The 22,699-nt window shown below is 59.4% G+C and carries 25 protein-coding genes; 8 read left to right on the top strand and 17 right to left on the bottom strand.

What is annotated here, in order from left to right:
* Nucleotides 1-239: 239 nt before the first annotated feature.
* Nucleotides 240-809 (bottom strand): GNAT family N-acetyltransferase, encoded by a 570-nt coding sequence (locus RAC79_RS12810; RefSeq protein ID WP_142845432.1) that lies wholly within the window; start codon nt 807-809, stop codon nt 240-242.
* 296 nt (nt 810-1,105) lie between these two features.
* Here RAC79_RS12810 and RAC79_RS12805 point away from each other — a divergent pair, with 296 nt between their 5' ends.
* Nucleotides 1,106-2,098, top strand: a complete 993-nt coding sequence (locus RAC79_RS12805) for a glutathione S-transferase family protein (RefSeq protein ID WP_125146623.1) — start codon at nt 1,106-1,108, stop codon at nt 2,096-2,098.
* Nucleotides 2,099-2,114: 16 nt separating this feature from the next.
* Here RAC79_RS12805 and RAC79_RS12800 read toward each other — a convergent pair whose 3' ends face one another.
* Nucleotides 2,115-2,606 carry an NUDIX domain-containing protein gene (locus tag RAC79_RS12800; RefSeq protein ID WP_104679564.1) on the bottom strand — a complete coding sequence of 164 codons (492 nt, stop codon included), beginning with the start codon at nt 2,604-2,606 and terminating at the stop codon, nt 2,115-2,117.
* Nucleotides 2,607-2,672: 66 nt separating this feature from the next.
* Between RAC79_RS12800 and RAC79_RS12795 the strand changes: the two genes are divergently transcribed.
* Entirely contained in the window at nt 2,673-3,623 is a 951-nt protein-coding gene (locus tag RAC79_RS12795; protein ID WP_142845431.1) for a metallophosphoesterase, read from the top strand.
* Between the two features lie 215 nt (nt 3,624-3,838).
* Here RAC79_RS12795 and leuA read toward each other — a convergent pair whose 3' ends face one another.
* The 4 genes from leuA to RAC79_RS12775 form a co-directional block, all read right to left on the bottom strand.
* Nucleotides 3,839-5,548 carry a 2-isopropylmalate synthase gene (leuA, locus tag RAC79_RS12790; RefSeq protein WP_142845430.1) on the bottom strand — a complete coding sequence of 570 codons (1,710 nt, stop codon included), beginning with the start codon at nt 5,546-5,548 and terminating at the stop codon, nt 3,839-3,841.
* 318 nt (nt 5,549-5,866) lie between these two features.
* On the bottom strand, nt 5,867-6,109 hold the full coding sequence (brnA, locus tag RAC79_RS12785) for a type II toxin-antitoxin system BrnA family antitoxin (RefSeq protein ID WP_170985846.1): 243 nt from the start codon (nt 6,107-6,109) through the stop codon (nt 5,867-5,869).
* Complete coding sequence (locus RAC79_RS12780; protein WP_137003859.1) at nt 6,090-6,359, bottom strand: BrnT family toxin; 270 nt, start codon at nt 6,357-6,359, stop codon at nt 6,090-6,092. The genes brnA and RAC79_RS12780 overlap by 20 nt, the downstream gene beginning before the upstream one ends.
* A gap of 34 nt (nt 6,360-6,393) precedes the next feature.
* Nucleotides 6,394-7,572 (bottom strand): benzoate/H(+) symporter BenE family transporter, encoded by a 1,179-nt coding sequence (locus RAC79_RS12775; RefSeq protein ID WP_078051769.1) that lies wholly within the window; start codon nt 7,570-7,572, stop codon nt 6,394-6,396.
* A gap of 277 nt (nt 7,573-7,849) precedes the next feature.
* Between RAC79_RS12775 and RAC79_RS12770 the strand changes: the two genes are divergently transcribed.
* Nucleotides 7,850-8,932 (top strand): esterase-like activity of phytase family protein, encoded by a 1,083-nt coding sequence (locus RAC79_RS12770; RefSeq protein ID WP_142845429.1) that lies wholly within the window; start codon nt 7,850-7,852, stop codon nt 8,930-8,932.
* A gap of 63 nt (nt 8,933-8,995) precedes the next feature.
* Here the strand turns inward: RAC79_RS12770 and RAC79_RS12765 are convergent, their stop codons facing one another.
* Entirely contained in the window at nt 8,996-9,640 is a 645-nt protein-coding gene (locus tag RAC79_RS12765) for an NrsF family protein (protein WP_142845428.1), read from the bottom strand.
* Nucleotides 9,637-10,185, bottom strand: coding sequence for a sigma-70 family RNA polymerase sigma factor (locus RAC79_RS12760; protein ID WP_142845475.1), 549 nt, complete (start codon nt 10,183-10,185; stop codon nt 9,637-9,639). Before RAC79_RS12760 ends, RAC79_RS12765 begins: the two co-directional genes overlap by 4 nt.
* A 185-nt stretch (nt 10,186-10,370) precedes the next feature.
* On the opposite strand from RAC79_RS12760, the gene RAC79_RS12755 reads away from it, so the two are divergent.
* The gene (locus RAC79_RS12755; protein ID WP_374997076.1) at nt 10,371-10,640 is read left to right on the top strand and encodes a pentapeptide MXKDX repeat protein; all 270 of its coding nucleotides are present in this window, start codon (nt 10,371-10,373) and stop codon (nt 10,638-10,640) included.
* A 72-nt stretch (nt 10,641-10,712) separates the two neighbouring features.
* Here RAC79_RS12755 and RAC79_RS12750 read toward each other — a convergent pair whose 3' ends face one another.
* Nucleotides 10,713-11,294: an ATP-dependent Clp protease proteolytic subunit gene (locus RAC79_RS12750; protein WP_003523060.1), complete on the bottom strand. Its 582-nt coding sequence runs from the start codon at nt 11,292-11,294 to the stop codon at nt 10,713-10,715.
* Nucleotides 11,295-11,530: 236 nt separating this feature from the next.
* Here RAC79_RS12750 and RAC79_RS12745 point away from each other — a divergent pair, with 236 nt between their 5' ends.
* Both RAC79_RS12745 and RAC79_RS12740 read left to right on the top strand, forming a co-directional pair.
* Nucleotides 11,531-12,121: a HupE/UreJ family protein gene (locus RAC79_RS12745; protein WP_065655682.1), complete on the top strand. Its 591-nt coding sequence runs from the start codon at nt 11,531-11,533 to the stop codon at nt 12,119-12,121.
* A 100-nt stretch (nt 12,122-12,221) separates the two neighbouring features.
* Nucleotides 12,222-12,965: a DUF2076 domain-containing protein gene (locus RAC79_RS12740; protein WP_142845427.1), complete on the top strand. Its 744-nt coding sequence runs from the start codon at nt 12,222-12,224 to the stop codon at nt 12,963-12,965.
* A gap of 24 nt (nt 12,966-12,989) precedes the next feature.
* On the opposite strand, the gene queF is transcribed toward RAC79_RS12740, so the two are convergent.
* The 4 genes from queF to RAC79_RS12720 form a co-directional block, all read right to left on the bottom strand.
* Nucleotides 12,990-13,454: a preQ(1) synthase gene (gene queF, locus RAC79_RS12735; RefSeq protein WP_142845426.1), complete on the bottom strand. Its 465-nt coding sequence runs from the start codon at nt 13,452-13,454 to the stop codon at nt 12,990-12,992.
* 16 nt (nt 13,455-13,470) lie between these two features.
* Nucleotides 13,471-14,373: a cation diffusion facilitator family transporter gene (locus RAC79_RS12730; RefSeq protein WP_080857066.1), complete on the bottom strand. Its 903-nt coding sequence runs from the start codon at nt 14,371-14,373 to the stop codon at nt 13,471-13,473.
* A 155-nt stretch (nt 14,374-14,528) separates the two neighbouring features.
* Nucleotides 14,529-14,930, bottom strand: a complete 402-nt coding sequence (locus RAC79_RS12725) for a glyoxalase superfamily protein (protein ID WP_078051762.1) — start codon at nt 14,928-14,930, stop codon at nt 14,529-14,531.
* Between the two features lie 67 nt (nt 14,931-14,997).
* Nucleotides 14,998-16,104 carry a branched-chain amino acid ABC transporter substrate-binding protein gene (locus tag RAC79_RS12720; RefSeq protein ID WP_065655678.1) on the bottom strand — a complete coding sequence of 369 codons (1,107 nt, stop codon included), beginning with the start codon at nt 16,102-16,104 and terminating at the stop codon, nt 14,998-15,000.
* Between the two features lie 285 nt (nt 16,105-16,389).
* Here RAC79_RS12720 and RAC79_RS12715 point away from each other — a divergent pair, with 285 nt between their 5' ends.
* Nucleotides 16,390-17,565: a DUF3095 domain-containing protein gene (locus tag RAC79_RS12715; protein ID WP_125146617.1), complete on the top strand. Its 1,176-nt coding sequence runs from the start codon at nt 16,390-16,392 to the stop codon at nt 17,563-17,565.
* 132 nt (nt 17,566-17,697) lie between these two features.
* On the opposite strand, the gene RAC79_RS12710 is transcribed toward RAC79_RS12715, so the two are convergent.
* The 4 genes from RAC79_RS12710 to RAC79_RS12695 all read right to left on the bottom strand — a co-directional run bounded on the left by RAC79_RS12710 (nt 17,698) and on the right by RAC79_RS12695 (nt 21,641).
* Nucleotides 17,698-18,018, bottom strand: a complete 321-nt coding sequence (locus tag RAC79_RS12710) for a helix-turn-helix transcriptional regulator (protein WP_003524068.1) — start codon at nt 18,016-18,018, stop codon at nt 17,698-17,700.
* 540 nt (nt 18,019-18,558) lie between these two features.
* Nucleotides 18,559-19,605, bottom strand: coding sequence for a choline ABC transporter ATP-binding protein (choV, locus tag RAC79_RS12705; RefSeq protein ID WP_003524070.1), 1,047 nt, complete (start codon nt 19,603-19,605; stop codon nt 18,559-18,561).
* Nucleotides 19,602-20,453, bottom strand: coding sequence for a choline ABC transporter permease subunit (choW, locus tag RAC79_RS12700; protein WP_035240066.1), 852 nt, complete (start codon nt 20,451-20,453; stop codon nt 19,602-19,604). Before choW ends, choV begins: the two co-directional genes overlap by 4 nt.
* A 285-nt stretch (nt 20,454-20,738) precedes the next feature.
* Nucleotides 20,739-21,641 carry a choline ABC transporter substrate-binding protein gene (locus RAC79_RS12695; RefSeq protein WP_371259706.1) on the bottom strand — a complete coding sequence of 301 codons (903 nt, stop codon included), beginning with the start codon at nt 21,639-21,641 and terminating at the stop codon, nt 20,739-20,741.
* Nucleotides 21,642-22,028: 387 nt separating this feature from the next.
* On the opposite strand from RAC79_RS12695, the gene RAC79_RS12690 reads away from it, so the two are divergent.
* Entirely contained in the window at nt 22,029-22,610 is a 582-nt protein-coding gene (locus RAC79_RS12690) for a thymidine kinase (protein WP_003524079.1), read from the top strand.
* Nucleotides 22,611-22,699: the final 89 nt, after the last annotated feature.

Below are 22,699 nucleotides of genomic sequence, written 5' to 3'. Positions count from 1 at the left end.
CTGTTTCGAGACAGACTACCGGACGATAGATTTTACCACACGAGGATTGGCACGGCAGTCTCGATGGTTCCCGTAATTCGCAACATCCCTTCCGTCACCCCGGATTAGATCCGGGGTCCAGCCAGCCCAAGTCCTTGGGCTGAAAAAAGATTCTTTCGCCGCGCCGACGCGCGTCGGCTGGATTCCGGCTCAAGGCCGGAATGACGGAAGGGATAGTCTCATGGTGAGAAGAAAAATCTTCACCCGTAAACCCTGAGCGGCTCCTCAAAACCCTCATCTTCCGCCGTGGCGGCCGGCATCACGGCCTCGCATTTGCGCCAGCCGATCTTGCCCTTCAGCCGCTGGTGCACGTCGTCGCCAATCGGCACGACGAGCACGCGGTTCGGGTCCACCGGGCCGGGAAAATCGAGCGCCGCATAAGCGACCTTCTCGAAACCGAGCGGCATGTAATAGGGCGGATCGCCGATCAGGATCACCGCTTCGGAGCCCTTTCGCCGGGCGGCGGCAATGGCGATCCGGACGAGTTCCCGGCCGATGCCCTTGTTCTTGTGCGAGGGCCGAACCGCAAGGGGCCCGAGCATATGGCCCTTCACCCCGCCCGCCAGAACCGGCGTCATGCGCACCGAGGCAATGGTTTCGCCATCATCGGCGCAGACGAAGGACAGCGACCGGTCATGCGGCCCCTGCTCACGAATGCGCGCTGCGGCACGGGTATGCCTGCCGGGACCGAATGCTTCTTCGTTGATGACGTCGATGATGTCGTCGTGCGACGCGTCCTCGGTGAGGTAGACAAGATCGTGCTTGGACATGAAGAGACCGAAACTTCCAGAATGCGGATGCGACAATAGATGACGGCTGCGCCGGTAAGGGCGTTCAGGAGCGTCAGCGTCGTCGGAGCATCCGTGGTTCGATCATAGTCAGCAATTTCCTCAGATTTGTGAAAATTGCAGTTATCAGGAAAATTCTCACCCGTCCAGAACAAATCTCTGCGCTATCCCATTCAGTTTCCACAGGACCGGAAACGCATTGTTCAACGCCTTGCGGGTTCGCGGAAGAGTGCAGAACGGTTAGGATCGCTCAAAAGGAAACAATTAAGGAGATCGTCATGGGCATGCTGGTGGAAGGCGTATGGAAAGACGTCTGGTATGACACCAAGGAAACCAAGGGGCACTTCAAGCGTAGCGCCTCGCAATTCCGCAACTGGATCACAGCGGATGGCGCACCCGGCCCTTCCGGAGAAGGCGGGTTCGAGGCCGAGAAGGACCGTTACCACCTCTATGTCTCCTTCGCCTGCCCCTGGGCGCACCGCACCCTGATTTTCCGCAAGCTCAAAAAGCTGGAAGACCTGATTTCCGTCTCCGTCGTCGATCCGCTGATGCTGGAAAACGGCTGGGAATTCAAGCCTGAGGGCGAGCGCACGCCGGGCGCGACCGAGGATCGCCTCTTCGGCTCCTCCGCACTCTGGCAGGTCTACACAAAGGCGGACCCCAAATATTCGGGGCGCGTCACCGTGCCGGTGCTCTGGGACAAAAAGCGCGGCACCATCGTCTCCAATGAATCGGCGGAAATCATCCGCATGTTCAATTCCGCCTTCAACGATCTCACCGGCTCGCAGGCCGATTATTATCCCGAAGCGCTACGCAGCGAGATCGACGCACTGAACGACGTGATCTACGACACAGTCAATAACGGCGTCTACAAGGCCGGCTTCGCCACCACTCAGGATGCCTATCAGCAGAATGCCGTAAAAGTGTTCGAAACGCTGGATATGCTGGAGGATCGCCTGAAGGACCGGCGTTTCCTGTTCGGTGCGGAACAGACGGAAGCGGACTGGCGCCTGTTCACGACGATGGTGCGGTTTGACCCCGTCTATGTCGGCCATTTCAAATGCAATATCCGCCGCATCCACGACTATCCGCACCTGACGGATTACCTGCGCGATCTTTACCAGACGCCGGGCGTGCCGGAGACGGTGGATATGCGCCACATCAAGGAGCATTATTACCGCAGCCACCGCACCATCAACCCGACCGGCATCGTGCCCGTCGGCCCGGAACTGGACCTGACCATGGCCCATGGCCGCGAGGCGCTCTCCTGACGGAGAGCCGCCGCCGCTACCAGTGATCGGCGATCGCCGCTTCGCCGGCAAGCTCGGCGAGGCGGCGACGGGTGGCGGCCGTCACCCCTTCCGGCAGCTCCGACAGGTCGAAAAAGCCGCTTTCGGCAATTTCATGATCCGGCTTTTTCGGTTTGGTCTGGGTGACGTCAAGCCGGTAGAGCGCAACATGATCGCGATTGCTGCCTTCCAGATTGAGATAGACATGGAAAAGCTCCGGCCTGGAAGCTGCTTCGAGATTGCCTTCCTCGCGGATTTCCTTGTGCAGCGCCACGAGCAGCGTTTCACCACGTTCCACCCCGCCGCCCGGCAGATACCAGCCCGGCAGATAGGTGTGCCGCACCAGAAAAATTCTGCCCTTTTCATCGAAACAGGCCGCACGCACGCCAAGGGTGGCGCCGCGCGTGAACAGAAAAACGAAATGCAGAAAACGGATGAAGACACGCATATGGAACGGACGGGCCTGCCGCCCGGTTGTTTCGTCATTCACCCTTGTTTCTCCCCGCCTGCCGGCTTTCATTGGACGCGCGGCATATCATAGGTTATCTCTGCCGCCATGTTCAAACTTGCGCATATTTCAGACGTCCATTTGGGGCCACTGCCAAAACTCACTTTCCGCGAACTTGCATCCAAGCGTATCACCGGTTTTGTCAACTGGCACCGCAACCGCCGCAAGCATCTCTTCACCGATACGCTGGAAAAACTGCTCGACGATCTGGAGACAAAGTCACCGGACCATCTGGCTATTACCGGCGATCTCGTCAATCTTGCGACCGGGATTGAAATCCGCGCCGCCGCCGACTGGCTGGAGGAGGTGGGCGATCCCGAAAAAACCTCCGTCGTTCCCGGCAATCACGACGCCTATGTTTCCGGCGCGCACGACAAGGCCATGCAGGCCTGGTATCCCTATGTTCGTGGCGATGGCGATCCGCCGGAATGGGACGACGACCGCAAGATTTTCCCCTATATGCGCGTGCGCGGTCCCGTCGCACTCATTGGCTGCTCCACCTCGATTGCGACACCGCCCTTTTCGGCAACCGGTTATTTCGGCAACCGGCAGGCCCGCGCCACGGCGGAGCTCTTGAAAAAAGCCGGTGAACAGGGGCTGTTCCGGGTGGTGATGATCCATCACCCGCCGATTCGGGGCGCTTCCCCCACCCACAAGCGCATGATCGGCATCCGCCGTTTCGCAGCGGCGCTGGGCGTCGGCGGCGCGGAACTCGTGCTGCATGGCCATACCCATCTCAACACGGTCTACTGGCTGAATACGCATCATGGGGAAGACCACATCCCGGTCGTCGGCATTTCCTCCGCCAGCCAGGGACCCGGCGGTGAAAAACCGCGCGCGGCCTATAATCTCTTCCATATCTCCGGTGGCCCCGGCACATGGAACGTCGCCTGTGAGCGTCACAGCCTCAATGAGACGGGTACGGGCGTGGCGCTGGAGGATGTGCGGGTGTTTTATGAAAACGGGCGGCCGCTGGGGTTTTCATTGCGGGTGGAATAGCGTTCGCTACCGTGAGGTTGGAGCGTGTGGCTTCACCCCCCTCTGCCCTGCCGGGCATCTCCCCCTCAAGGGGGGAGATCGACTCGTGGTTAGGTCTCGCCCATCTCAACGTTTGCGAATGAAGTGGCGGTAGCGCCTCCTGCTGATCTCCCCCCTTGAGGGGGAGATGTCCGGCAGGACAGAGGGGGGTGCCCTGCCCCACCCTCAAGGCCCACTTACCTCGCCCGCTCTTCCAGCACCCGATTGGCCGCCGAAACAATCGCCTCCAGCGACGCCGCTACGATATTCGTATTGACGCCTGCCCCGAACAGCTTACCGCCCGGATGCTCCATCTCGACATAAGCGATGGCCGAAGCGTTCGAGCCATGCTGCAGCGAATGCTCGGAATAATCATTTACCGACAGGTCAATGCCGAGATAAACCGACAGCGCATTGATGAACCCGTCGATCGGGCCGGTGCCCTTGCCCTCGATGCGCTTCACCTCGCCATTATCGGTGATTTCGGCAGCAACGATGCGCACGCCCTTGAAATCGCCGGCCGGATAGGTGTGGTGATCGACGAATTTGATGCGCGCATTCGGCTGCGTCACGTAACGCTCGATAAAGCGCTCGTAGATGCGCTTGGCCGGCAGTTCGACACCCTCTTCATCGGTGATGCGCTGAATATCCTCGCGGAATTCCACCTGCAGGTTGCGCGGCAGGTTGATGCCGTAATCCTGCTGGAGAATATAGGCGATGCCGCCCTTGCCGGATTGCGAGTTGATGCGGATGATCGCCTCATAGGAGCGGCCTACATCCTTCGGATCGATCGGCAGATAGGGCACTTCCCAGACCGGATGGTTGGCGACCTTGATCGCCTTCATGCCCTTGTTGATCGCATCCTGATGCGAGCCGGAAAAGGCGGTGTAAACCAGCTCGCCGACATAGGGGTGGCGCTCAGGGATCGTCATCTCGTTGGAATATTCATAGACCGCCTTGATGCGCTCGATATCGCGGCAATCCAGCTCCGGATCGACACCCTGCGTATACATGTTCAGCGCCAGCGTCACGACATCGACGTTACCCGTGCGTTCGCCATTGCCGAACAGCGTTCCTTCGACACGGTCCGCACCGGCCATCAGGCCCAGCTCGGTCGCGGCGATTCCGGTGCCACGGTCATTATGCGGATGCAGGGAGATGATGACGTTTTCGCGATTGTCGATATTGCGGCACATCCATTCGATCTGGTCGGCATAGATGTTCGGCGTCGCCATTTCCACCGTCGAGGGCAGGTTCAGGATCAGCTTGTTGTCGGCCGTCGGCTTCACCACCTCGACCACGGCGTTGCAGATTTCCAGCGCCACTTCCAGCTCGGTGCCGGTAAAGCTCTCGGGCGAATATTCGAAGCGGTAACCGCCGCCAGCCTTCGCCGCCATATCGGTGATCATCTTGGCTGCATCGACGGCAATCTGCTTGATGCCGTGCACATCCTTGCCGAACACCACGCGGCGCTGCAATTCCGAAGTGGAATTGTAGAAGTGGATGATCGGCTTGTTGGCGCCCTCCAGCGCCTCGAAGGTGCGGGTGATCAGCTCCGGGCGGCATTGCACCAGCACCTGCAGGGAGACATCGTCAGGCACATTGCCCTCTTCCACGCACCAGCGGGCGAAATCGAAATCCGTCTGCGAGGCGGAAGGAAAACCGATCTCGATTTCCTTGAAGCCCATTTCCAAGAGCAGCTTGAACATGCGGGCCTTGCGGTCGTGACCCATAGGGTTGACCAGCGACTGGTTGCCGTCGCGCAGGTCCACCGAACACCAGATAGGGGCCTTATCGATGGTCTTGCCCGGCCATTTACGGTCGGGGATATTGATGGTGGGATAAGGGCGATACTTCACGCTCGCGTCAGCCATGCCCTTGGAAATATTGGTGATCTTGCCGTCCATTTCGCTTCCTCCATGCGCGGTCCGCGGGCGTCTTTCGCCATCGGCGGATGCGCGGCCCTTCAGGGCCTAAATCCAGTATAAAATGAGATTTCGAGATGAGGAGCGTTAGCGCCAGCGGGCTTTCGGCCGCCGGGCGCTCCTCACTGGACCCGGCAACCGCGTGTAAGGTCGAGGCTAAGAAGCGAGAGTGCACCGCACGGCGAGGCCTTCGCAGAAATCTGCGCGCTCATGCCAAAAATGGTTGCGATGCTGTTGCTCATGGCGATGTGTATAAACAGCGGCTGGCGGTCTGACAAGTGATCTTGTGCCGTGCGCCGGTTATTTTCCCTGCCTGCCGCTCTCCAGCCTTTCGGCAATCCATTCGGCCATCAGGGATTGTCGTGTCCTGCCAAGGCGCACCGCTTCCGCATCTACTTTCCGCAAAAGCTTTTCAGGCAGATCGATATCGACATGCACCATTTCCAGTCCCGGACGGCTTGCCTTGGACCAGTCGAGATAATCGTCGATGTCTTCGCCATCGTCGAATTTCCTGTCAAATTCTTCAGCGCTGATCGTCTTCATAACGCTGCCTTTCCTTGTCTCTGGAACGCCTGACGGAGATGATACGCAACCGGTCATTTCTGTAAGTGTAAATGGCGCTCCAGCACTTTCCGCGTAATTGGGCGACCATAATATACCGCTCTTCCGACGTGGTTTCGAGAGGAACGACGAGTCTTTTCTCGTCCAGCCAAAGCGCTCTTGCCTCGACGAAATCTATTCCGTGTTTGTCTTTGTTACTTTCACTTTTGGCAGGATCGAATTCGAAATCCATAAATAGTATTTCTTTAAAACAATAAGCTCCCTATCTAACCACGCTTCACCATTCGCTGCAACGCCATCATCAGCCCGCCGCCGATCAAGCCCCAGAAGGCCCCGGAAATGCCGCCAAAGGAAAGGCCGGAGGCCGTGATGAGGAAAGTGATGGCCGCCGCCTCGCGGGTTTCCGGCTCCCTGAAGGCTGCGACAGCGGAGCCGGAAAAGGCGCCGACCAGTGCCAGCCCCGCCACCGCCTGAATGAGGATGGGCGGCGCCAGCGCCACGAAGGCGGTGACCACGCCCGCCAAAAGGCCAAAAATAATATAGCCGACACCGCCGATGATCGCCGCCCAGTAACGCCGCTTTGGATCGGGATGGGCGTCCTCGCCAGCACACATGGCAGCCGTAATCGCCGCAAGATTGACGGCATGGCCGCCAAAAGGTGCGGAAAGCAGCGAGAAAAAGCCGGTCGAGGCGAAAAGCGGTCCGGGCTGCGGATCGTAATGATTGACCTTCAGCACCGCGATGCCGGGAATATTCTGCGAGGCCATGGTGACGATGAAGAGCGGCAGCGCGATGGAGACAACCGCGTGGAGACTGAAGACGGGCGTTACCCACTCCATCGGCGGTGTCAGCGATTGCGCTACGCTGTCCAGCGCACCCGCCGGAATTTCGACGCCAAAAATCATCACCAGCACGAAGGCGGCAAGGGCGGCGGGCACGGCGAACAGCCGTTTGAATGCTCCCACCACGATCCAGGCGAGGATGATGGGCAATCCCAGCGCCGGGTTGAAGCCGATGGCCTTGATGGGCGCAAAACACAGGCCGATGATGACGCCAGAGAGCATGGCATTGGCAAGGGGCGCTGGAATGGAGGCGACCGCCTTTCCCAGGGGCCGGAACAGGCCGGCGATGATAATCAGGATGGCGCAGATGATGAACCCGCCGACGGCCGCCGGAAAGCCGCCCTCAATGACGCCGGTGGTCGCAAGCAGCGCCGCACCCGGTGTCGACCAGGCGATGCTGATGGGTAGCCGCGTGGCGGCGGAGAGAATAATGGCGCAAAGCCCCATCGCCACCGAAAGCGCCATCAGCCCCGACGCCGCCTCGAAATCCGTCGCGCCGACAGCTTTCAGGCCCTGCAGCACGACGGCGAAGGAGCTGGCGAAACCGACAAAGGCGGTGAGGCAGCCCATGAACAGGCTCTGAACGGAAAAATCTTTCAGCATGAAGCACTCTGCGGCCTGCTGTCTGTCGCAAACAACCGCAGCGGTCCGCATTGGCGACAGGCAGAAACAAAACTGAAGCGTGACGCGCGAATCCGGGGATGGCGACACGCTTTGGATGAAGCGTGATTATATTCAGGATCAAAAAAGACGCCGCTTGGCAAGATGAGCCGCCAGACTTCAGGTACGGCAGCATGGAAAACGTCATCAAAGTTTAGCGGCACGGCGCTAATCCTCGCTGCACCACAACCGGTCATCCGCCACAAGAGGGACCCTCGCCATGCTCCGCATCGTCACCACCGTCGCCTGCTGTTTTGCGGCTTTGCCCGCCGCGGCCCAGACCCCGCCGCCGCCGGCCTTTCTCGGCCAGATCGTCGTTCCATCAGGCCTCTCCATCGATGGCGTCACCTTCGGCGGCATTTCCGATCTCGCCTTTGACAGCGAAACCGGGCGTTATCTCGCAATTTCCGATGACCGCGTGGAAAAAGGACCGGCCCGTTATTACGAGCTGGAGCTGACTGTCGCGGAAGGCGCCGCCACGCTCAACATCGCCGCCACGCGCGAATTGAAGGACGAGACCGGCGCTGCTTTTGCGCCGAAGGGCATCGATGCGGAAGGCATCGCGCTCGACCGCAAGGGCGGCAAGCTCTACTGGTCCTCCGAACGCGACCTGAAGAACCAGCCGGCGCTCTACGTCTCGGGCCTCGACGGCAGCAATGTGAAGCGGCTGGAACTGCCAAACGCCTATCTCGTCGATGACGCCAAGACCAGGGGCGTACAGAACAACCTCGCTCTCGAAGGCCTGACGCTGATGCCCGGCCGGCTGATCGCCGCCACCGAAAATGCGCTCACCCAGGACGGCCCCAAGGCGACCCCGCAGGCGGGCAGCCCGGCCCGCATCCTCGTCATCGACACAGCGACGCTGAAACCGGTCGCCGAGCACGTCTATGTAACCGAGCCTATCTCTAAGACGCCGACAGCCGCCGAGCCGAAATATAACGACAACGGCCTTTCCGCCATCGCGGCCCTGCCGGATGGCCGTTTCGTCGCTGTCGAGCGCAATTTCGCTTCCGGCGTCGGCAATCACATCCGCTTCTTCATCGCCGACATGTCCCGCGCCGACAATATTCTCGGCAAGGACAAGATCGATCCCGCATCCGTGGCCGCCGTATCCAAATCGGCCTGGTTCGAAATCAACGAAGGCGATTTCGGCCTCGATATCGACAATATCGAAAGCTTCGCTTTCGGCCCGGTGGTGGATGGCAAGCAGCTCTTCGTCATCGCTTCCGATGACAATTTCAACACCGGCAAGCAGTTCACCCAGTTTGCAGCTTTCGCAATTCCCGCCAATCTGGGTCAGTGAAATCCACATGAAGCAGAATGCCGGTTCTGGACCATGTCCGGGCCGGCATCGGCAATCATGCCTTCACCAGCGGAGCAGACGTGAACCGGCAAAAGCGCCGATGATGCCGGTCAACAGGATGCCCAGCGAATACCAGATCAACACGAAAGCCATGCCGTTTTCGGTGCAGAACCACGAATAAACCCATGCCCCGGCCGCACCTGCTGCGATGCCCGAGGCAAAACCCGCAAGCCTGGGATCAGCGGGAGCCGAACGCCTGAGAACCGAGAAATTCGCGATAAACAGCGGCAGCGCGAAAGCAACGATCAAAAACGGGCAATGCAGCGCCGACGATCCGAGAATGAGGGTCCTGTAGGTGCCGGGCACGGCAAATCCAAGCTGGACGAGCGCGATGACCGCCATGGCCACGAAAATCACCGCAAGCCACGCAAACAGGCCACCCCTGTCGCCGTCCGGCCGCGCAAGACGCATGACGGCGAAAAATGCGGTCACGGCCAGCAGGACATTATAGGCGGATTTGACCCAGAAACCCGGTTCGGTCATGGCGTCATTCATATCGCTGCGCAGCCCCAGAATGACGACCATCAGCAGCAGCGAAACGCCGAGCGCGGGCAAGGCGGCGAGCGCCAGCCTCCGCTCCAGCGCAAAAGCTCGTACGGGTTTCAGATCGCCCGCCAGTTGGTCGATGATGTCTTCCGTCTTCCTCACGTGTCCCCCCGCAACTTTGCCGCCAGGACTTTCAGCGTTCTGTGAATACCGACCCTCGCCGCAAGCTCGGTCTGGCCGGATTTTTGCGCCGCTTCGGCAATTGAGTGACCTTCGAGCTTCACCCTTCGAATGAGATCCCGCTGCCGTTCCGGTAACTCATCAAGCAGCCGCTCCACATCCATGCGGGCCGTGACCGCATCGACGGACGGTTCCGCCTCCAGCGTTTCATCGAGTTCCACTTCCGCCAGCACGCGCGCACCCCGGCCCCGATAGTGATCAATGAGCTTGTAGCGCGCTATCGAAAAGAACCAGGCCGTAAAGGGTCGCGCACGGTCATAGGTCTCCCGCTTGGCGTGAAGCGAAAACAGGGTTTCCTGCACAAGATCTTCGACATCGCCTCTGGCAGCTGCTCCCATGCGCCGGCCGTAATAGGCGATCAGCAGCCGTCTCAGGGCATGAAGCAAATGCCTGTAGGCGCCTTCGTCCCCATCGAGGGAACGCAGCATCAGCATTTTCAGTGTTTCTTCCGAAGGGCTGCCTGTCATCGTCACTATCGGGTTATTCGCAATCGGCAGGATAGTGTTACATAGTGGCTTTAAAAAAATCTCGCCCGAACTTGTCGTCACAAGCGCGTGAAGATGTAACGGCCGGCCGTTCCCGGCCGAATGGACAATCGTGAGCCCCGGCACGATGCCGGCGGACATTCAACGACGTCCAGAGGAGACCCTTCATGACCCGCATTTTCACCGCCATTGCCGCCGCTTCCCTTCTGTCCGCTCTTTCCTTCGCAGGCATCGCCCATGCCGACAGCATGAAAACCGATACGATGAAGAAGGATACCATGCATAACGACACCATGAAGACGGAGACGATGAAAAAGGATGGCATGTCCATGACCGGCAAGAAGGCCAGCAACAAGGACTGCATGCACAAGGCCGGCATGGAAATGGACAAGATGAAAAAGGCCGACATGATGAAGGCCTGCGACATGATGAAATAACACCGGCCTGAAAGGAAAAAGCCCGCACCGGTTTTCACCGATACGGGCTTTCTCAACTGAAAAATCGAAAACTCAGAGTTCCGACTGGCTTTCGACGATCTTGCCGACGAGGCCGTAGTCCTTGGCCTCTTCCGCACCGAGCCAGTAATCGCGATCGATATCCTTGGCGATCTTTTCTTCGCTCTGGCCGGTGGCCTTGGAGAAGATCTTGATCAGGCGCTGGTTCATCTTGATGATTTCGCGGGCCTGGATTTCGATGTCGGACGCCATGCCGCGCGTACCGCCGGAGGGTTGGTGCAGCAGGAAGCGGGTGTTCGGCAGGCAGAGGCGACGTTCCTTCGGCACCGAAACGTAAATCAGCGCGCCGGCGGAAGCGACCCAGCCCGTGCCGATGATATAGACCTTCGGCTTGATGAACTTGATCATGTCATGGATGGAATCACCCGATTCGACATGGCCGCCCGGCGAATTGACGTAAACGCGAATGTCGTCGTCGCTGGCGGCGGCGAGAGCCACGAGCTGCGTGCAGACCTTCTGCGCCAGTTCCTGCGTGATGCCACCATAGATGAAGATCGAACGCGACTTGAAAAGATTCGCTTCCGTTTCCTTGCCGATCGGCAGTTCCTTGCTCTTGTCGTCTTCGTCTTCGTTCATCAACGGCTCTCTCCAGCAAAATTCGTGCATGCCCTTCGGACATAGTGCGACTTGTTACGTAAGGCAATGAGAGAAAAAGGCAAGGTTTGCCCGCCAACAATAAACAGCACCCCCGGCAGATGACGCATGGACAGCCTGTCTGCCTTCGCGATATCTTTGACGCCTCATTGCAGCGCCGCCTGCTGCGGGAAGCCCCAAGATTCCGTTGCGGACGGCCATAATTTCAAGAGGGAACCATGCTGAAAAGACTAAGCCTCACTGCCGCCGCACTGGGCGTTACCGCCCTGCCCGCTTTCGCGCATTTGAACCCGGAAGAACACGGCTCCTTCATGGCCGGTGTCTCCCACCCGTTCTTCGGTGCGGATCACATTCTGGCGATGGTGGCCGTCGGCATCTGGGCCTCGCAGATCGCCGTGGCGCAGGGCGACCGCAAGGCGCTGTGGATCGTGCCTTCCGCCTTCGTCGGAACCATGGCCGCCGGCTTCCTGATGGCTGTTTATGGCATCGGGCTTCCCTTCGTCGAACCGGCCATTCTCGCCTCCGTCATCGGTCTCGGCCTGCTCGTTGCCATGGCGGCAAGGCTTCCGACGGCAGCGGCGGCGGCCGTTGTCGGTGCTTTCGCGCTTTTCCACGGCCACGCCCATGGCGGTGAACTCGGCAGCGCCGGCGCGCTTCAATTCGGCATCGGCTTCATGATCGCCACCGCCATCCTGCATGCGGCCGGCATCGCGCTCGGCCTCGGCATTGCCCGTTTCGGCTCGGTCGCAAGCCGCACGGTCGGCGCGTTGACGGCGATTGCGGGTCTCTCGCTCGCCTTCGGCGGTTGACGATCATTACCGAAATTTAAAATTCGGGCTGCTTTGAAAAGCCGGAATTGAGGCCTACCTCCTTATCGTGGATTTTCGCTTCACGGTAAGGAGGCATCATATGTCACCGGAAGAAAGCCAGCTTCTCAAGGCCCTGTTCGACAGGACCAGAACCGCATCCGCCACCCCGCGTGACCGCGAGGCGGAAACATTGATCGCAGACGCCGTGCGCGATCAGCCCGCAGCTCCTTATTATCTCGCCCAGGCGGTGATCGTTCAGGAAAAGGGTCTGGAGGCGGCAGCAGCCCATATCAAGCAGCTCGAAGACCGTATCCACGCGCTGGAAAGCGGCAATAGCGCCCCGCAGGCCGCAGCGCAGGGCGGCTTTCTGAGTTCCATCTTCGGAACCGGCCAGTCACAGCCGCCAGCGCCGACACCCGCCCCTGCCCCGCAAACCTCATGGCGCAACGATACCGCCGGCCAGACGGCGGGTCCCTGGGGATCGCCAGCCGGCCAGCAACCCGGCGGTCCCTGGAGCCAGCAGCCCGCCGCATTCGGGCGTTCTTCCGGCGGTGGTTTTTTGCAGGGGGCGCTCGGAACGGCCGCAGGTGTCGCCGGCGGCATGCTGCTCGCCAATTCGCTGAGCGGTATTTTCGGCAGCCACATGTCGTCGCTCGGCCTTGGCTCGCCCTTCGGCGGTGGCAATGCCGCGGGTAACGCGCCTGTCGAGGAAACCGTCATCAATAATTATTACGGCGACAACACCAGCCCCCAGAACAACGACGACGACGACATCCAGCAGGCCGATGACGACAGCGCCGACGACGCGGATTTCGATTCAGGCGACGACGGTTCGTTCGCCTGAACCTTTAATCTCGTAGAAGCCGGATCAGCCGCGACCGCGATAGGTGGGAACGCCCTGATCCGGCAGCCACACGCCCTCGGGCACCGGTCCGGTCTGCCAGAAGACGTCGATCGGAATGCCGCCGCGCGGATACCAGTAAGCGCCGATACGCAGCCATTTCGGCTGTAACAGGTCCACCAGCCGCCTGGCGATATAGACCGAGCAATCCTCGTGGAATGCACCGTGGTTGCGGAAGGATTGCAGGAACAGCTTCAGCGACTTGGATTCCACCAGAAAGTCGCCGGCGATATAGTCGATGACGATATGGGCGAAATCCGGCTGGCCGGTCATCGGGCAAAGCGAGGTGAATTCGGGTGCGGTGAAGCGCACCACGTAATCGGTGCCGGCATTGCCGTTCGGCACCTTTTCGAGAACGGCCTTTTCCGGGCTCTCTGGCGTATCGACCTTCGTGCCCAGCTGCGACAGGCCGGAAACATCCGTCACGGACATGGAAAACTCCTGTTTTTCAAACAATCACTTTGACGCCATGCGCCTTTTCGCCTTCCGGCTCGACGTGAATGGCAAGGCTGGCGCCCGGTATGACGTCCCTTATGGCATCTTCAAGGCGGTCGCAAATATCATGCGCCTCGCGCACCGTCATGACAGCAGGGACCACGACGTGAAAATCGATGAAGGCGGCCGAGCCGGCCCGGCGTGTCCTCAGATCATGGACGCCAATGACGCCGCCGCAATGTTCGGCGATGGCCTTCTTGATCGCCTCGTCCTCTTCCGGCTCCACGGCCCGGTCCATCAGCCCGCCAAGCGAATGCAGAATGACCTTGGATCCCTGGAACAGGATGTTGATGGCCACCAGAATGGCGAGCAGCGGATCGAGAATGGCATAACCCGTCAGCAGCGCCAGAACGAGGCCGACGAGAACGCCTGCCGAGGTCACGACATCGGACATGATGTGATGGCCGTCGGCGGCCAGTGCCGGTGAGGCGTGTCTTTTGCCGACACGAATCAGGATCGTCGCCCATATGGCGTTGATGACACCCGCCGCCGCATTGATGGCAAGACCAAGGGCCGGTGCTTCCGGCAGCCTCGGGTTGAAAAGACCGCCCCAGGCTTCCTGCACGATCAGAAGCGCGGCAACGACGATCAGCACGCCCTCCACGACGGCGGAAATATATTCCGCCTTGTGGTGGCCGAACTGGTGGTCGTCATCGGCGGGCTTCTGCGCATAACGAATGACAAAATAGGCGATGAAGGCCGCGACCACGTTGACGGTCGATTCCAGACCGTCCGATAAAAGCGCGACCGAGCCCGTGACCCACCAGGCCACGAGCTTGAGGCCCAGCACGCCGAAAGAAAGCGGAATGCTCCAGAATGCGAGCTTCCGGACCAGCGTATTGCCTTCACTGTTCATTTTTGCCCCCGTGCGGATGCGAACGAATTGCATGACCGATTGCCAAAACGCACGAACCGCGCGCACGGGGTCTCCGTGCGCGCGGTTCGCTATTTGCGCGTTCTATCGTTCAAACGGAGAACAAGGTCAAGGGCCTTGCGCTCAGGCCCAAAACATCACTCTCCGCTTTTCTGCTCACAGAAACGAATGCGGTTGCCGAACGGATCGGTCACTTCCATCACATCACCCCATGGCAGTTCTTCAACGCCCGGCTTCATGAAGCGATAGTCTTTCGCCGCCAGTTCCTGTTGATAGGCGTGAACGCCGTGCATGGTGGCGAAGATGTTGGAGCCCGGCGTCGCATCGCCGTGATGGCCGCTGAGATGAAGCCCCATTCCGGCCCGTGAAACCTGCATGTAAAGCGGGAAATTATCGCCGAAGCGATGTTCCCAGTCGACCTCGAAACCGAGAAAATCGACATAAAACTCCCGCGCCTTGGCCTCGTCGAAAATTCTGACGATCGGGAATATCCGCCCGAAGCCGATGTCTCCAACAGTCCGCTTCCCGGCATCGCCCATGCTGCCCCAACCCTTTTCCGGCCGTAAAACGATACCGGCCGCACAGGGTGCGGCCGGTAGGATCAGCTTATTCGGCTGCGACGATCTTGCCGTCCTGCCACTTGAACAGCGAGAAGGCCTGCGAGGTCAGGTCGCCGTTTTCGCCGTAGGTCACCTTGCCGATTGCGGTCGGGAAAGCGTCACCGCTTTTCAGGGCCGTGGCAACCGCTTCGGAATCCTTGGCGCTTCCAGCCTTCTCGATGCCGGCCTTCAGCACTTCCACGGCAGCGTAAGCATTGAGCGTGAAGGCTTCCGCCGGAATGTTAGCGGCCTTCAGCGCTTCGGCAGCGGCCTTGGAATCGTCGTTCTTCAGCGCGTCGGAAGCGTTAGTGAAGATCGTGCCTTCGCCAGCCTGCGAACCGATGTTCCAGAACTCGCTGTTCGACAGGCCGTCACCGCCGATGACGGCAGCCTTGGAACCGATATCCTTCAACTGGCGCACCAGAAGACCCGCTTCCGGATGGTAACCGCCGAAATAGACGATGTCGGCATTGTCGGACTTCAGACGGGCCGTCAGCGCACCGAGATCCTTTTCGCCAGGTGTCAGCGCATCGTAGAGAACTTCGGTCACGCCACCGGCATTCAGCGTGGTCTTGAAGGCGTCCGCCAGACCTTTGCCGTAAGCGCCCTTGTCGTGAATGATGGCGATCTTCTTGTCCTTGAGGTTGGCGAGAACATATTTCGCCGCAACCTCGGCCTGCTGGTCGTCACGACCGCAGGTGCGGAAAACGTTGGCAAGGCCCCGGTTGGTCAGGCCCGGCGCGGTCGCCGTCGGCGTTACCATCAGCACGCCGTTTTCGGCAAAGACATCCGATGCCGGAATGGCGACGCCGGACGTCACCGGACCGACGACGAAGTGGATGCCTTCGGCAACCAGCTGGTTGGCTGCGGAAACGCCCTGCTTCGGCTCACCGCCGTCATCGGCAAGCTTCAGCACGACCTGTTCGCCGAGGATGCCGCCCTTCTTGTTGATTTCATTGACTGCCGTCTGGGCGCCGTTCTTCACCTGGTCGCCATAGGCGGCGACAGGACCGGTGAGCGGCGCAATCAGGCCGATGACGATTTCGGCATGAGCAAGGGGTGCGAATGCGAAGGACGCTGCAAGCGTCACGCTGGTCAATGTCTTCAGTTTCATCCTGGTGTCTCCTTAAAGGGGGTCGCGGGACCCGGTGAGCGCCATGGGGCGCCGACCGAATGAAACTATCGGACGCCTCCCGGCGAAAACTCGTTCCATTTTTGAATTCCGAGCCTTCCACTCAACTCATACGGAAGGTTTGATGATTTATGCAAGTCACTTTGCTGGATTAGCTCTATTAGCGGTAAATCATTCGCCGGATCGGCTACGATTGCGCCGTGTGAATGGACGCATCGACCTTCCGTAAACGCTTGGCGTTTGGCCGCCGCTGGAGGATAATACGCCATGATCGCAGCAGATGAAGAATTTCTGACGGGCCTGCCCGTCTTCCGGCATTTTGAAGACGTGGCCGACCCGGCGCTTTATCGCGCCCTGCCGCCGGGATGGGGGCTGGCTATCGCCGATATCATCGATTCGACCTCGGCAATCGGCACCGGCCGCTACAAGGCCGTCAACATGGCGGGTGCGGCGGTCATATCGGGCGTATCGAACAGTCTCGGCCGTCACGACCTGCCCTTCGTTTTCGGCGGCGATGGCGCTGCCGTCGCGGTGCCGCCGCACGGGCTGTCTGTCGCACGCACCGCGCTTTCGAATGTACAGCGCTGGGTGAAAGACGATCTCGATCTTGCCATGCGCGTGGCGCTGGTTCCCGTCGAGGATATTCGTGAAAATGGCTTCGACATTCGTGTCGCGCGCTTTCAGGCGAGCGAGGACGTTTCCTACGCCATGTTTTCGGGCGGCGGCAACAGTTGGGCGGAAGCGCGAATGAAGGAGGGGCAATATGCCCTGCCGGCAGCCGAAAAGGGCGAACGCCCCGATCTCACCGGCCTTTCATGCCGCTGGAACCCCATTCCTGCCACCCATGGCAAGGTGGTGTCGATCATCGCCGTGCCGGGGCCGTCGCGGGACATGCCGGCATTTCGCCAACTGGTCGTCGATCTTGTCGATCTCGCCGAACAGGACGCAAGACACGGCCACCCCGTGCCGGAGGATGGGCCGAAACTCGGTTTCGTGCGCGAGGGTCTCGGCCTCGAAGCCCGTGCCGGCGCTGCCTATCGCGATGTCTGGGGCAAGACGCGCCGCTCGTTTCGCGTTCTCGGCGAGTCCCTGCTCGTCAATCTCTTGAGCGTGACGGGGCTCTCGTTCGGACCGTTCAATGCGATACGCTACCGGCGTTCGGTCGCGAGCAACACCGATTTCAGGAAATTCGACGACGGCCTGAAGATGACGGTGGATATCGACGCCGCACGGCTCGAAAAAATCCGCGCGCGGCTGGAACAGGGCCGCCTCTCGGGAAGCTGTTATTACGGCCTGCACGAACAGGATGCCGCATTGATGACCTGTATCGTTCCGTCTCCGCTTTCGCGAGACCATATGCATTTCGTGGATGGTGCCGACGGCGGATATGCGGCTGCGGCAAGCCGCCTCAAGCAGCAGATACAGCTTGCCGCGCCGGCCTGAAAAGCGCTCCAATACGCAGCCCCCGATTCTTGTGCCGGATGCGCCCGCAGCAAAGGCCAATGAAAAGAAAAACCGGCGTCGTACGCCGGTTTCAATCGAGTGATGCTGCCGGGCCTTAACAGGGCCGTGGGCTCATGCAGCGGTCTTGCTGCTCTTCTGCGCCTGGCAGTAAATTTCCTCGAGGGATGCGAGGATTTTTTTCACGGATTCGGAATTGCTGGAATAATAGATGGTCTGCGCATCCCGTCGTGTCTTCACCAGCCGCTGGGCACGCAATTTCGAAAGATGCTGCGAGAGAGCGGACTGGCTGAGACCAACCTGTGAAGCGAGAACACCGACCGGCACTTCCGTATCCACCAGCGTGCACAAGATCATCAGGCGCTTGGGATTCGCCATGGCTGAGAGCAAGTCTGCAGCGGCGATGCTATGTTCCGACAGAGATTGATTATCCATACGCTCAAGTCTCCTGATGACAGTCGAAAAAGACGGTCATGGTGGCTATTATAGGTGTTCCAAAAGGTGTTTTTATAATTCAGTCGATACGTTGTATATACCTAAATCTTGCTTATATCGTGTCCCCTTCAAAGACTATTCTTCACCGATTATTTACTTAAAATATTGTGACCAAATTATCAGCTTTTTGCCTGTTTTTTGTCAATTTGATGATAAACCCATGTATTAGCGGCAGTATTTATAAGCAATAAACGATAAAAAGTTGAGCACCTCAATCTTAACACCCGACGCCGGATTTTGGGGTGACAATCTATTACCACCTTAAATTTAGCAGCGAGCTAAAGAATCTAGATTAACTTTGCGCAATTTTCTCTAAGTTTGCAATATGATTTTTATTAGTAATTATTTTCATGCATAACTTGTGATATCAAAAATATTCTTTGCTACCGTGGGAAGGTATAACTTGCGCCGTAAAGATCTTCTGGAAACAGAAAAAGGGCCCTCCATGGAGGGCCCTTTCTTTTTCAGACAGGCGAATCACTATTTTTTGCGGTGACGCGTCAGCCCCGCGACAACTTCATCGGCGGAAATCGTGCCGACGATCGCACCGTTGTCGACGACGCCGATCGCGCCGGAATGTTTTGACAGCGCATCGAGAATATCGATGAGCGGCGATGACGGGCGGGCGGTGGCGGCGACTGTCATCTGCCCGTTGCGTTCGTCCACCCCACGCTTCATCACATCGGCGGCGGTCAGCATGGAGATCGGGTTCATGTTCTGCACGAAATCCGCGACATAGGGCGTGGCCGGCTGCTTGACGATCTGCTGCGGCGTTCCGCACTGGATGATGCGTCCGCCCTCCATCATGGCGATACGGTTGCCGATGCGGAAGGCCTCATCCAGATCGTGGCTGACGAAGAGGATAGTTTTCTTCAGCCGGCTCTGGAATTCCAGAAGCTCGTCCTGCAGGCGGCTTCTGATGAGAGGGTCGAGCGCCGAGAACGGCTCGTCCATCAACAGGATCGGCGCGCCGGTGGCAAAGGCTCTCGCCAGCCCCACACGCTGCTGCATGCCGCCGGAAAGCTCTCCTACCTTGCGGTCGGCCCAGGCGGAGAGATTGACCAGCTCCAGCTGCTCAGCCACCATGCGCTTGCGCTCGGCTTCCGGCACGCCGGAAAGCTCAAGCCCGAAGCCGACATTGTCGGCCACATTGCGCCAGGGCAGAAGGCCGAATTGCTGGAAGACCATGGAGACCGTGTGCATGCGCAGATCGCGCAGCGATTTCGCCGTCGAGCGATAGGGATCTACATAGCCGGACTTGGTCTTCACGCCGACATTGCCGCGCACCACGGGCGCAAGCCCGTTGACGGCCCTCAGCAGGGTCGACTTGCCCGAACCGGAAAGCCCCATGAGCACGAGTATCTCGCCCTCGCTGACCGAGAGCGAGGCATTGGCGACGCCGAGAACCAGTCCCGTTTCGGCATTGATCTCGTCACGCGTGCTGCCCTTGTCGATCAGCGGCAGCGCCGCATCGGGCCGGTCGCCGAAAACGATATCGACATTTCCGAAGATGATGGCGTCACTCATAGATCATCCTCCGCGCCGGGAAGGCGGAAAAGCCGGTCGAGAACGATCGCCAGTACGACGATGCACAGTCCCGCTTCGAAGCCCATGGCGATATTGACGGTATTGAGCGCGCGCACCACGGGTACGCCGAGGCCATTGGCGCCGACGAGGGCGGAAATGACCACCATCGACAGCGACAGCATGATCGTCTGGGTAAGGCCGGCCATGATCTGCGGCGCGGCGAAGGGAAGCTCCACCTTGCGCAATACTTGCGAAGGCGTGGCGCCAAAAGCGACGGCCGCCTCCACCAGCGCCGGCGGCGTCGAAACGATGCCGAGACGGGTGAGCCGCACCGGGGCCGGAATGGCGAAGATGACGGTGGCGATGAGCCCCGGAACCATGCCGAGACCGAACAGCACCAGCGCCGGGATCAGATAAACGAAGGTGGGGATGGTCTGCATCAGGTCCAGCACCGGGCGCATGCCGGCATAGATCCACTTGCGCCGCGCCGCCAATATGCCGAGCGGTATGCCGATGATCATGCACACGGCGCTGGCGGCGATGACGAGCGCCAGCGTTTCCGTCGTCGCCTTCCAGTAGCCCAGATTGATGATGAGCAGCAGGCCGAGCGCCGTGAAGACCGGCATGCCGACGGAGCGGCGCGTCCAGGCGGAAAGCGCCGTCAGGATCGCGACGATGACAAGCGGATGCGGCGCCTGCAGCACATAAAGCAGGGCGTTGATGACGCTTTGGAAAATGAAGGAAAGCCAATCGAAGAAAAAAGCGAGATTGCCGGTCAGCCAGTCAATGGCCTCCTTGGCATATCGGCCGACGGGCAGGCGGTTTTCAGGAGCGCTGAGCCATTCCACGGTAAGAAAAGACCTTTCGTGAACTAAAACAATTCCGGCAAAAGTGCAGAGCGGTTTTGCGTCCGGAATTGCGCAGACAACAAAGAAATAGAGCATCGTCATCCCGTTTCACCGGGATTGCTCCAATGCAGAAATGACGGCCGGCAGCGGAACTGCCGGACGCGGTGCTGGCGCATGACCTTCAATGTCTGAAAATTCACAGGCAAGGTCATGCATGGGCATCGTTATTTCCCGCTGATCCGGCCTGCCGCGCAGGCCGGATGCAGTCATGCATCGTCTTGCGGCTTAGAGGCCGAGAGCCTTCTTGGCGGCAGGCAGGGCGTCAGCGCTGCCGTCCTTGGTCTTGACGTTGGCGAGCCAGGGCTCGATCGCCGTCGGATTGGCCTTCAGCCAGGCGGTTGCAGCCGCCTCGCCCTCAAGGCCGTCATTCAGGATCTTGCCCATGATCTCGTTTTCCATGGGCAGGGAAAATTGCAGGTTCTTGAGGAAGGCGCCGACATTCGGGCACTCCTCGACGTAACCCTTGCGGACATTGGTATGGATCGTCGCGCCGCCGAGATTGGGGCCGAACACCTCGTCGCCGCCGGTCAGATAGGTCAGCTTGAAATTCGCATTCATGGGATGCGGTTCCCAGCCGAGGAAGACGATGGGCTCGCCGGATTTTTCGGCGCGGGCCACCTGGGAGAGCATACCCTGTTCGGACGACTCGACCACCTCGAATGACTTCAGACCGAAACTGTCCTTGGCCACCATGTCGAGAATCAGTCGGTTGCCGTCGTTGCCCGGCTCGATACCATAGATCTTGCCGCCGAGATCGGCGCTGTGGGCAGCGATGTCCTTGAAATCCTTGATGCCGAGTTCGGCGCCCTTGGCGTTGGTCGCCAGCGTGTATTTCGCGCCGGTCAGGTTTTCCCGCAGCGTTTCCACGGATTTGTCTTCGCGATAAGGCGCGATATCGCCTTCCATGGTCGGCATCCAGTTGCCGAGGAAGACGTCGATGTCCTTGTTTTTCAGGGATGTGTAGGTAACGGGTACGGAGAGAAGCTTGACGTCGGTTTCATAGCCAAGGCTTTTCAGAAGCACTGTGGCGGTCGCCGTCGTGGCGGTGATGTCGGTCCAGCCCACATCGGAAAAGCGCACTGTGCCACAGCTTGCCGGTTCCGCAGCACCGGCCGCACTGAACGTCATGGAGGAGATTGCTGCGGCCAGGGCCAGACAGCGGCTTCTATTTGCAAACATATGGCTTGCTCCCTGTTTTTTCGTTCCCTTGCCATTATCAATATCTGCCGGACACAATCAACTCGCGCGCATTTGCGTGCTTTGGCGCACCGTTTGCGACAAAATGGTGAAAATGTCGGTATTCAGCGGTGCAATGTCGAAAAAGGGCAGACCTTAGAAATCTGTGTTTTTCCAACGGCCATACTTTTCAATCCGCGTCTTCGCCGTCAAAAGACGCTGGATGCAGCATCGGCTGGAAAACCGGGACAGGTTTGTGAAGGCACGGTGTGCCGATTGAAGAGGTTGGAGCATTCAAACGCACGTCGGAATGATGCAACGGTGCTCCGGGAGTGGATAATGGCAAAACTCTATTTCAATTATTCGACGATGAATGCCGGCAAATCGACCATGCTGCTGCAGGCATCCTACAATTATCAGGAGCGCGGCATGCGCACACTGATCTTCACGGCCGCCTTTGACGACCGGGCCGGCGTCGGCCGTGTCGCCTCGCGAATTGGCCTCTCTTCCGACGCCCTGACCTTCGATGAGAATACCGACCTGTTCGCCGAGGTATCGGCCCTCACTGCCGAAGCGCCGGTCGCCTGCGTTTTCATCGATGAAGCCAATTTTCTCTCCGAGCACCATGTCTGGCAGCTTGCCGACATTGTCGACAGGCTGAACATCCCGGTCATGACCTATGGCCTGCGCACGGATTTTCAGGGAAAGCTTTTCCCCGCCTCGAAAGAACTGCTGGCCATTGCCGACGAGCTTCGCGAAATCCGCACCATATGCCATTGCGGCCGCAAGGCGACGATGGTGGCCCGCTTCGACAATGAAGGAAAGGTCGTGACGGAAGGCGCGCAGATCGATGTCGGCGGCAACGAGAAATATGTTTCCTTCTGCCGCCGCCACTGGGTGGAGACGTTCAAGGGCGAGTGAACATCTGCGTCCGGTTGCCGCATTTGATTTTCCGCAAAGATGACTCCCCCGCTCCTGGGCTAAGACGACGGCGACACATTCGCGTGGAT

The sequence above is a fragment of the Agrobacterium sp. LR_9 genome (genome assembly GCF_041954855.1).
Lineage (GTDB): Bacteria > Pseudomonadota > Alphaproteobacteria > Rhizobiales > Rhizobiaceae > Agrobacterium > Agrobacterium leguminum.
Note: the sequence above shows the minus strand (reverse complement) of the source record. Positions and strands in the feature narration are given on the sequence as shown.

Coding starts and splice junctions, on each gene's coding strand:
- RAC79_RS12730 (WP_080857066.1), bottom strand. CDS start 14,373: ATGAACAGTGAAGGCAATACGCTGGTCCGGAAGCTCGCATTCTGGAGC.
- RAC79_RS12745 (WP_065655682.1), top strand. CDS start 11,531: ATGCTGAAAAGACTAAGCCTCACTGCCGCCGCACTGGGCGTTACCGCC.
- RAC79_RS12725 (WP_078051762.1), bottom strand. CDS start 14,930: ATGGGCGATGCCGGGAAGCGGACTGTTGGAGACATCGGCTTCGGGCGG.
- RAC79_RS12740 (WP_142845427.1), top strand. CDS start 12,222: ATGTCACCGGAAGAAAGCCAGCTTCTCAAGGCCCTGTTCGACAGGACC.
- RAC79_RS12805 (WP_125146623.1), top strand. CDS start 1,106: ATGGGCATGCTGGTGGAAGGCGTATGGAAAGACGTCTGGTATGACACC.
- brnA (WP_170985846.1), bottom strand. CDS start 6,109: ATGAAGACGATCAGCGCTGAAGAATTTGACAGGAAATTCGACGATGGC.
- RAC79_RS12710 (WP_003524068.1), bottom strand. CDS start 18,018: ATGGATAATCAATCTCTGTCGGAACATAGCATCGCCGCTGCAGACTTG.
- leuA (WP_142845430.1), bottom strand. CDS start 5,548: ATGGACGGCAAGATCACCAATATTTCCAAGGGCATGGCTGACGCGAGC.
- RAC79_RS12780 (WP_137003859.1), bottom strand. CDS start 6,359: ATGGATTTCGAATTCGATCCTGCCAAAAGTGAAAGTAACAAAGACAAA.
- choV (WP_003524070.1), bottom strand. CDS start 19,605: ATGAGTGACGCCATCATCTTCGGAAATGTCGATATCGTTTTCGGCGAC.
- RAC79_RS12750 (WP_003523060.1), bottom strand. CDS start 11,294: ATGAACGAAGACGAAGACGACAAGAGCAAGGAACTGCCGATCGGCAAG.
- RAC79_RS12715 (WP_125146617.1), top strand. CDS start 16,390: ATGATCGCAGCAGATGAAGAATTTCTGACGGGCCTGCCCGTCTTCCGG.
- RAC79_RS12770 (WP_142845429.1), top strand. CDS start 7,850: ATGCTCCGCATCGTCACCACCGTCGCCTGCTGTTTTGCGGCTTTGCCC.
- RAC79_RS12775 (WP_078051769.1), bottom strand. CDS start 7,572: ATGCTGAAAGATTTTTCCGTTCAGAGCCTGTTCATGGGCTGCCTCACC.
- RAC79_RS12755 (WP_374997076.1), top strand. CDS start 10,371: ATGACCCGCATTTTCACCGCCATTGCCGCCGCTTCCCTTCTGTCCGCT.
- RAC79_RS12795 (WP_142845431.1), top strand. CDS start 2,673: ATGTTCAAACTTGCGCATATTTCAGACGTCCATTTGGGGCCACTGCCA.
- queF (WP_142845426.1), bottom strand. CDS start 13,454: ATGTCCGTGACGGATGTTTCCGGCCTGTCGCAGCTGGGCACGAAGGTC.
- RAC79_RS12810 (WP_142845432.1), bottom strand. CDS start 809: ATGTCCAAGCACGATCTTGTCTACCTCACCGAGGACGCGTCGCACGAC.
- RAC79_RS12760 (WP_142845475.1), bottom strand. CDS start 10,185: ATGACAGGCAGCCCTTCGGAAGAAACACTGAAAATGCTGATGCTGCGT.
- RAC79_RS12720 (WP_065655678.1), bottom strand. CDS start 16,104: ATGAAACTGAAGACATTGACCAGCGTGACGCTTGCAGCGTCCTTCGCA.
- RAC79_RS12690 (WP_003524079.1), top strand. CDS start 22,029: ATGGCAAAACTCTATTTCAATTATTCGACGATGAATGCCGGCAAATCG.
- RAC79_RS12695 (WP_371259706.1), bottom strand. CDS start 21,641: ATGACGTTCAGTGCGGCCGGTGCTGCGGAACCGGCAAGCTGTGGCACA.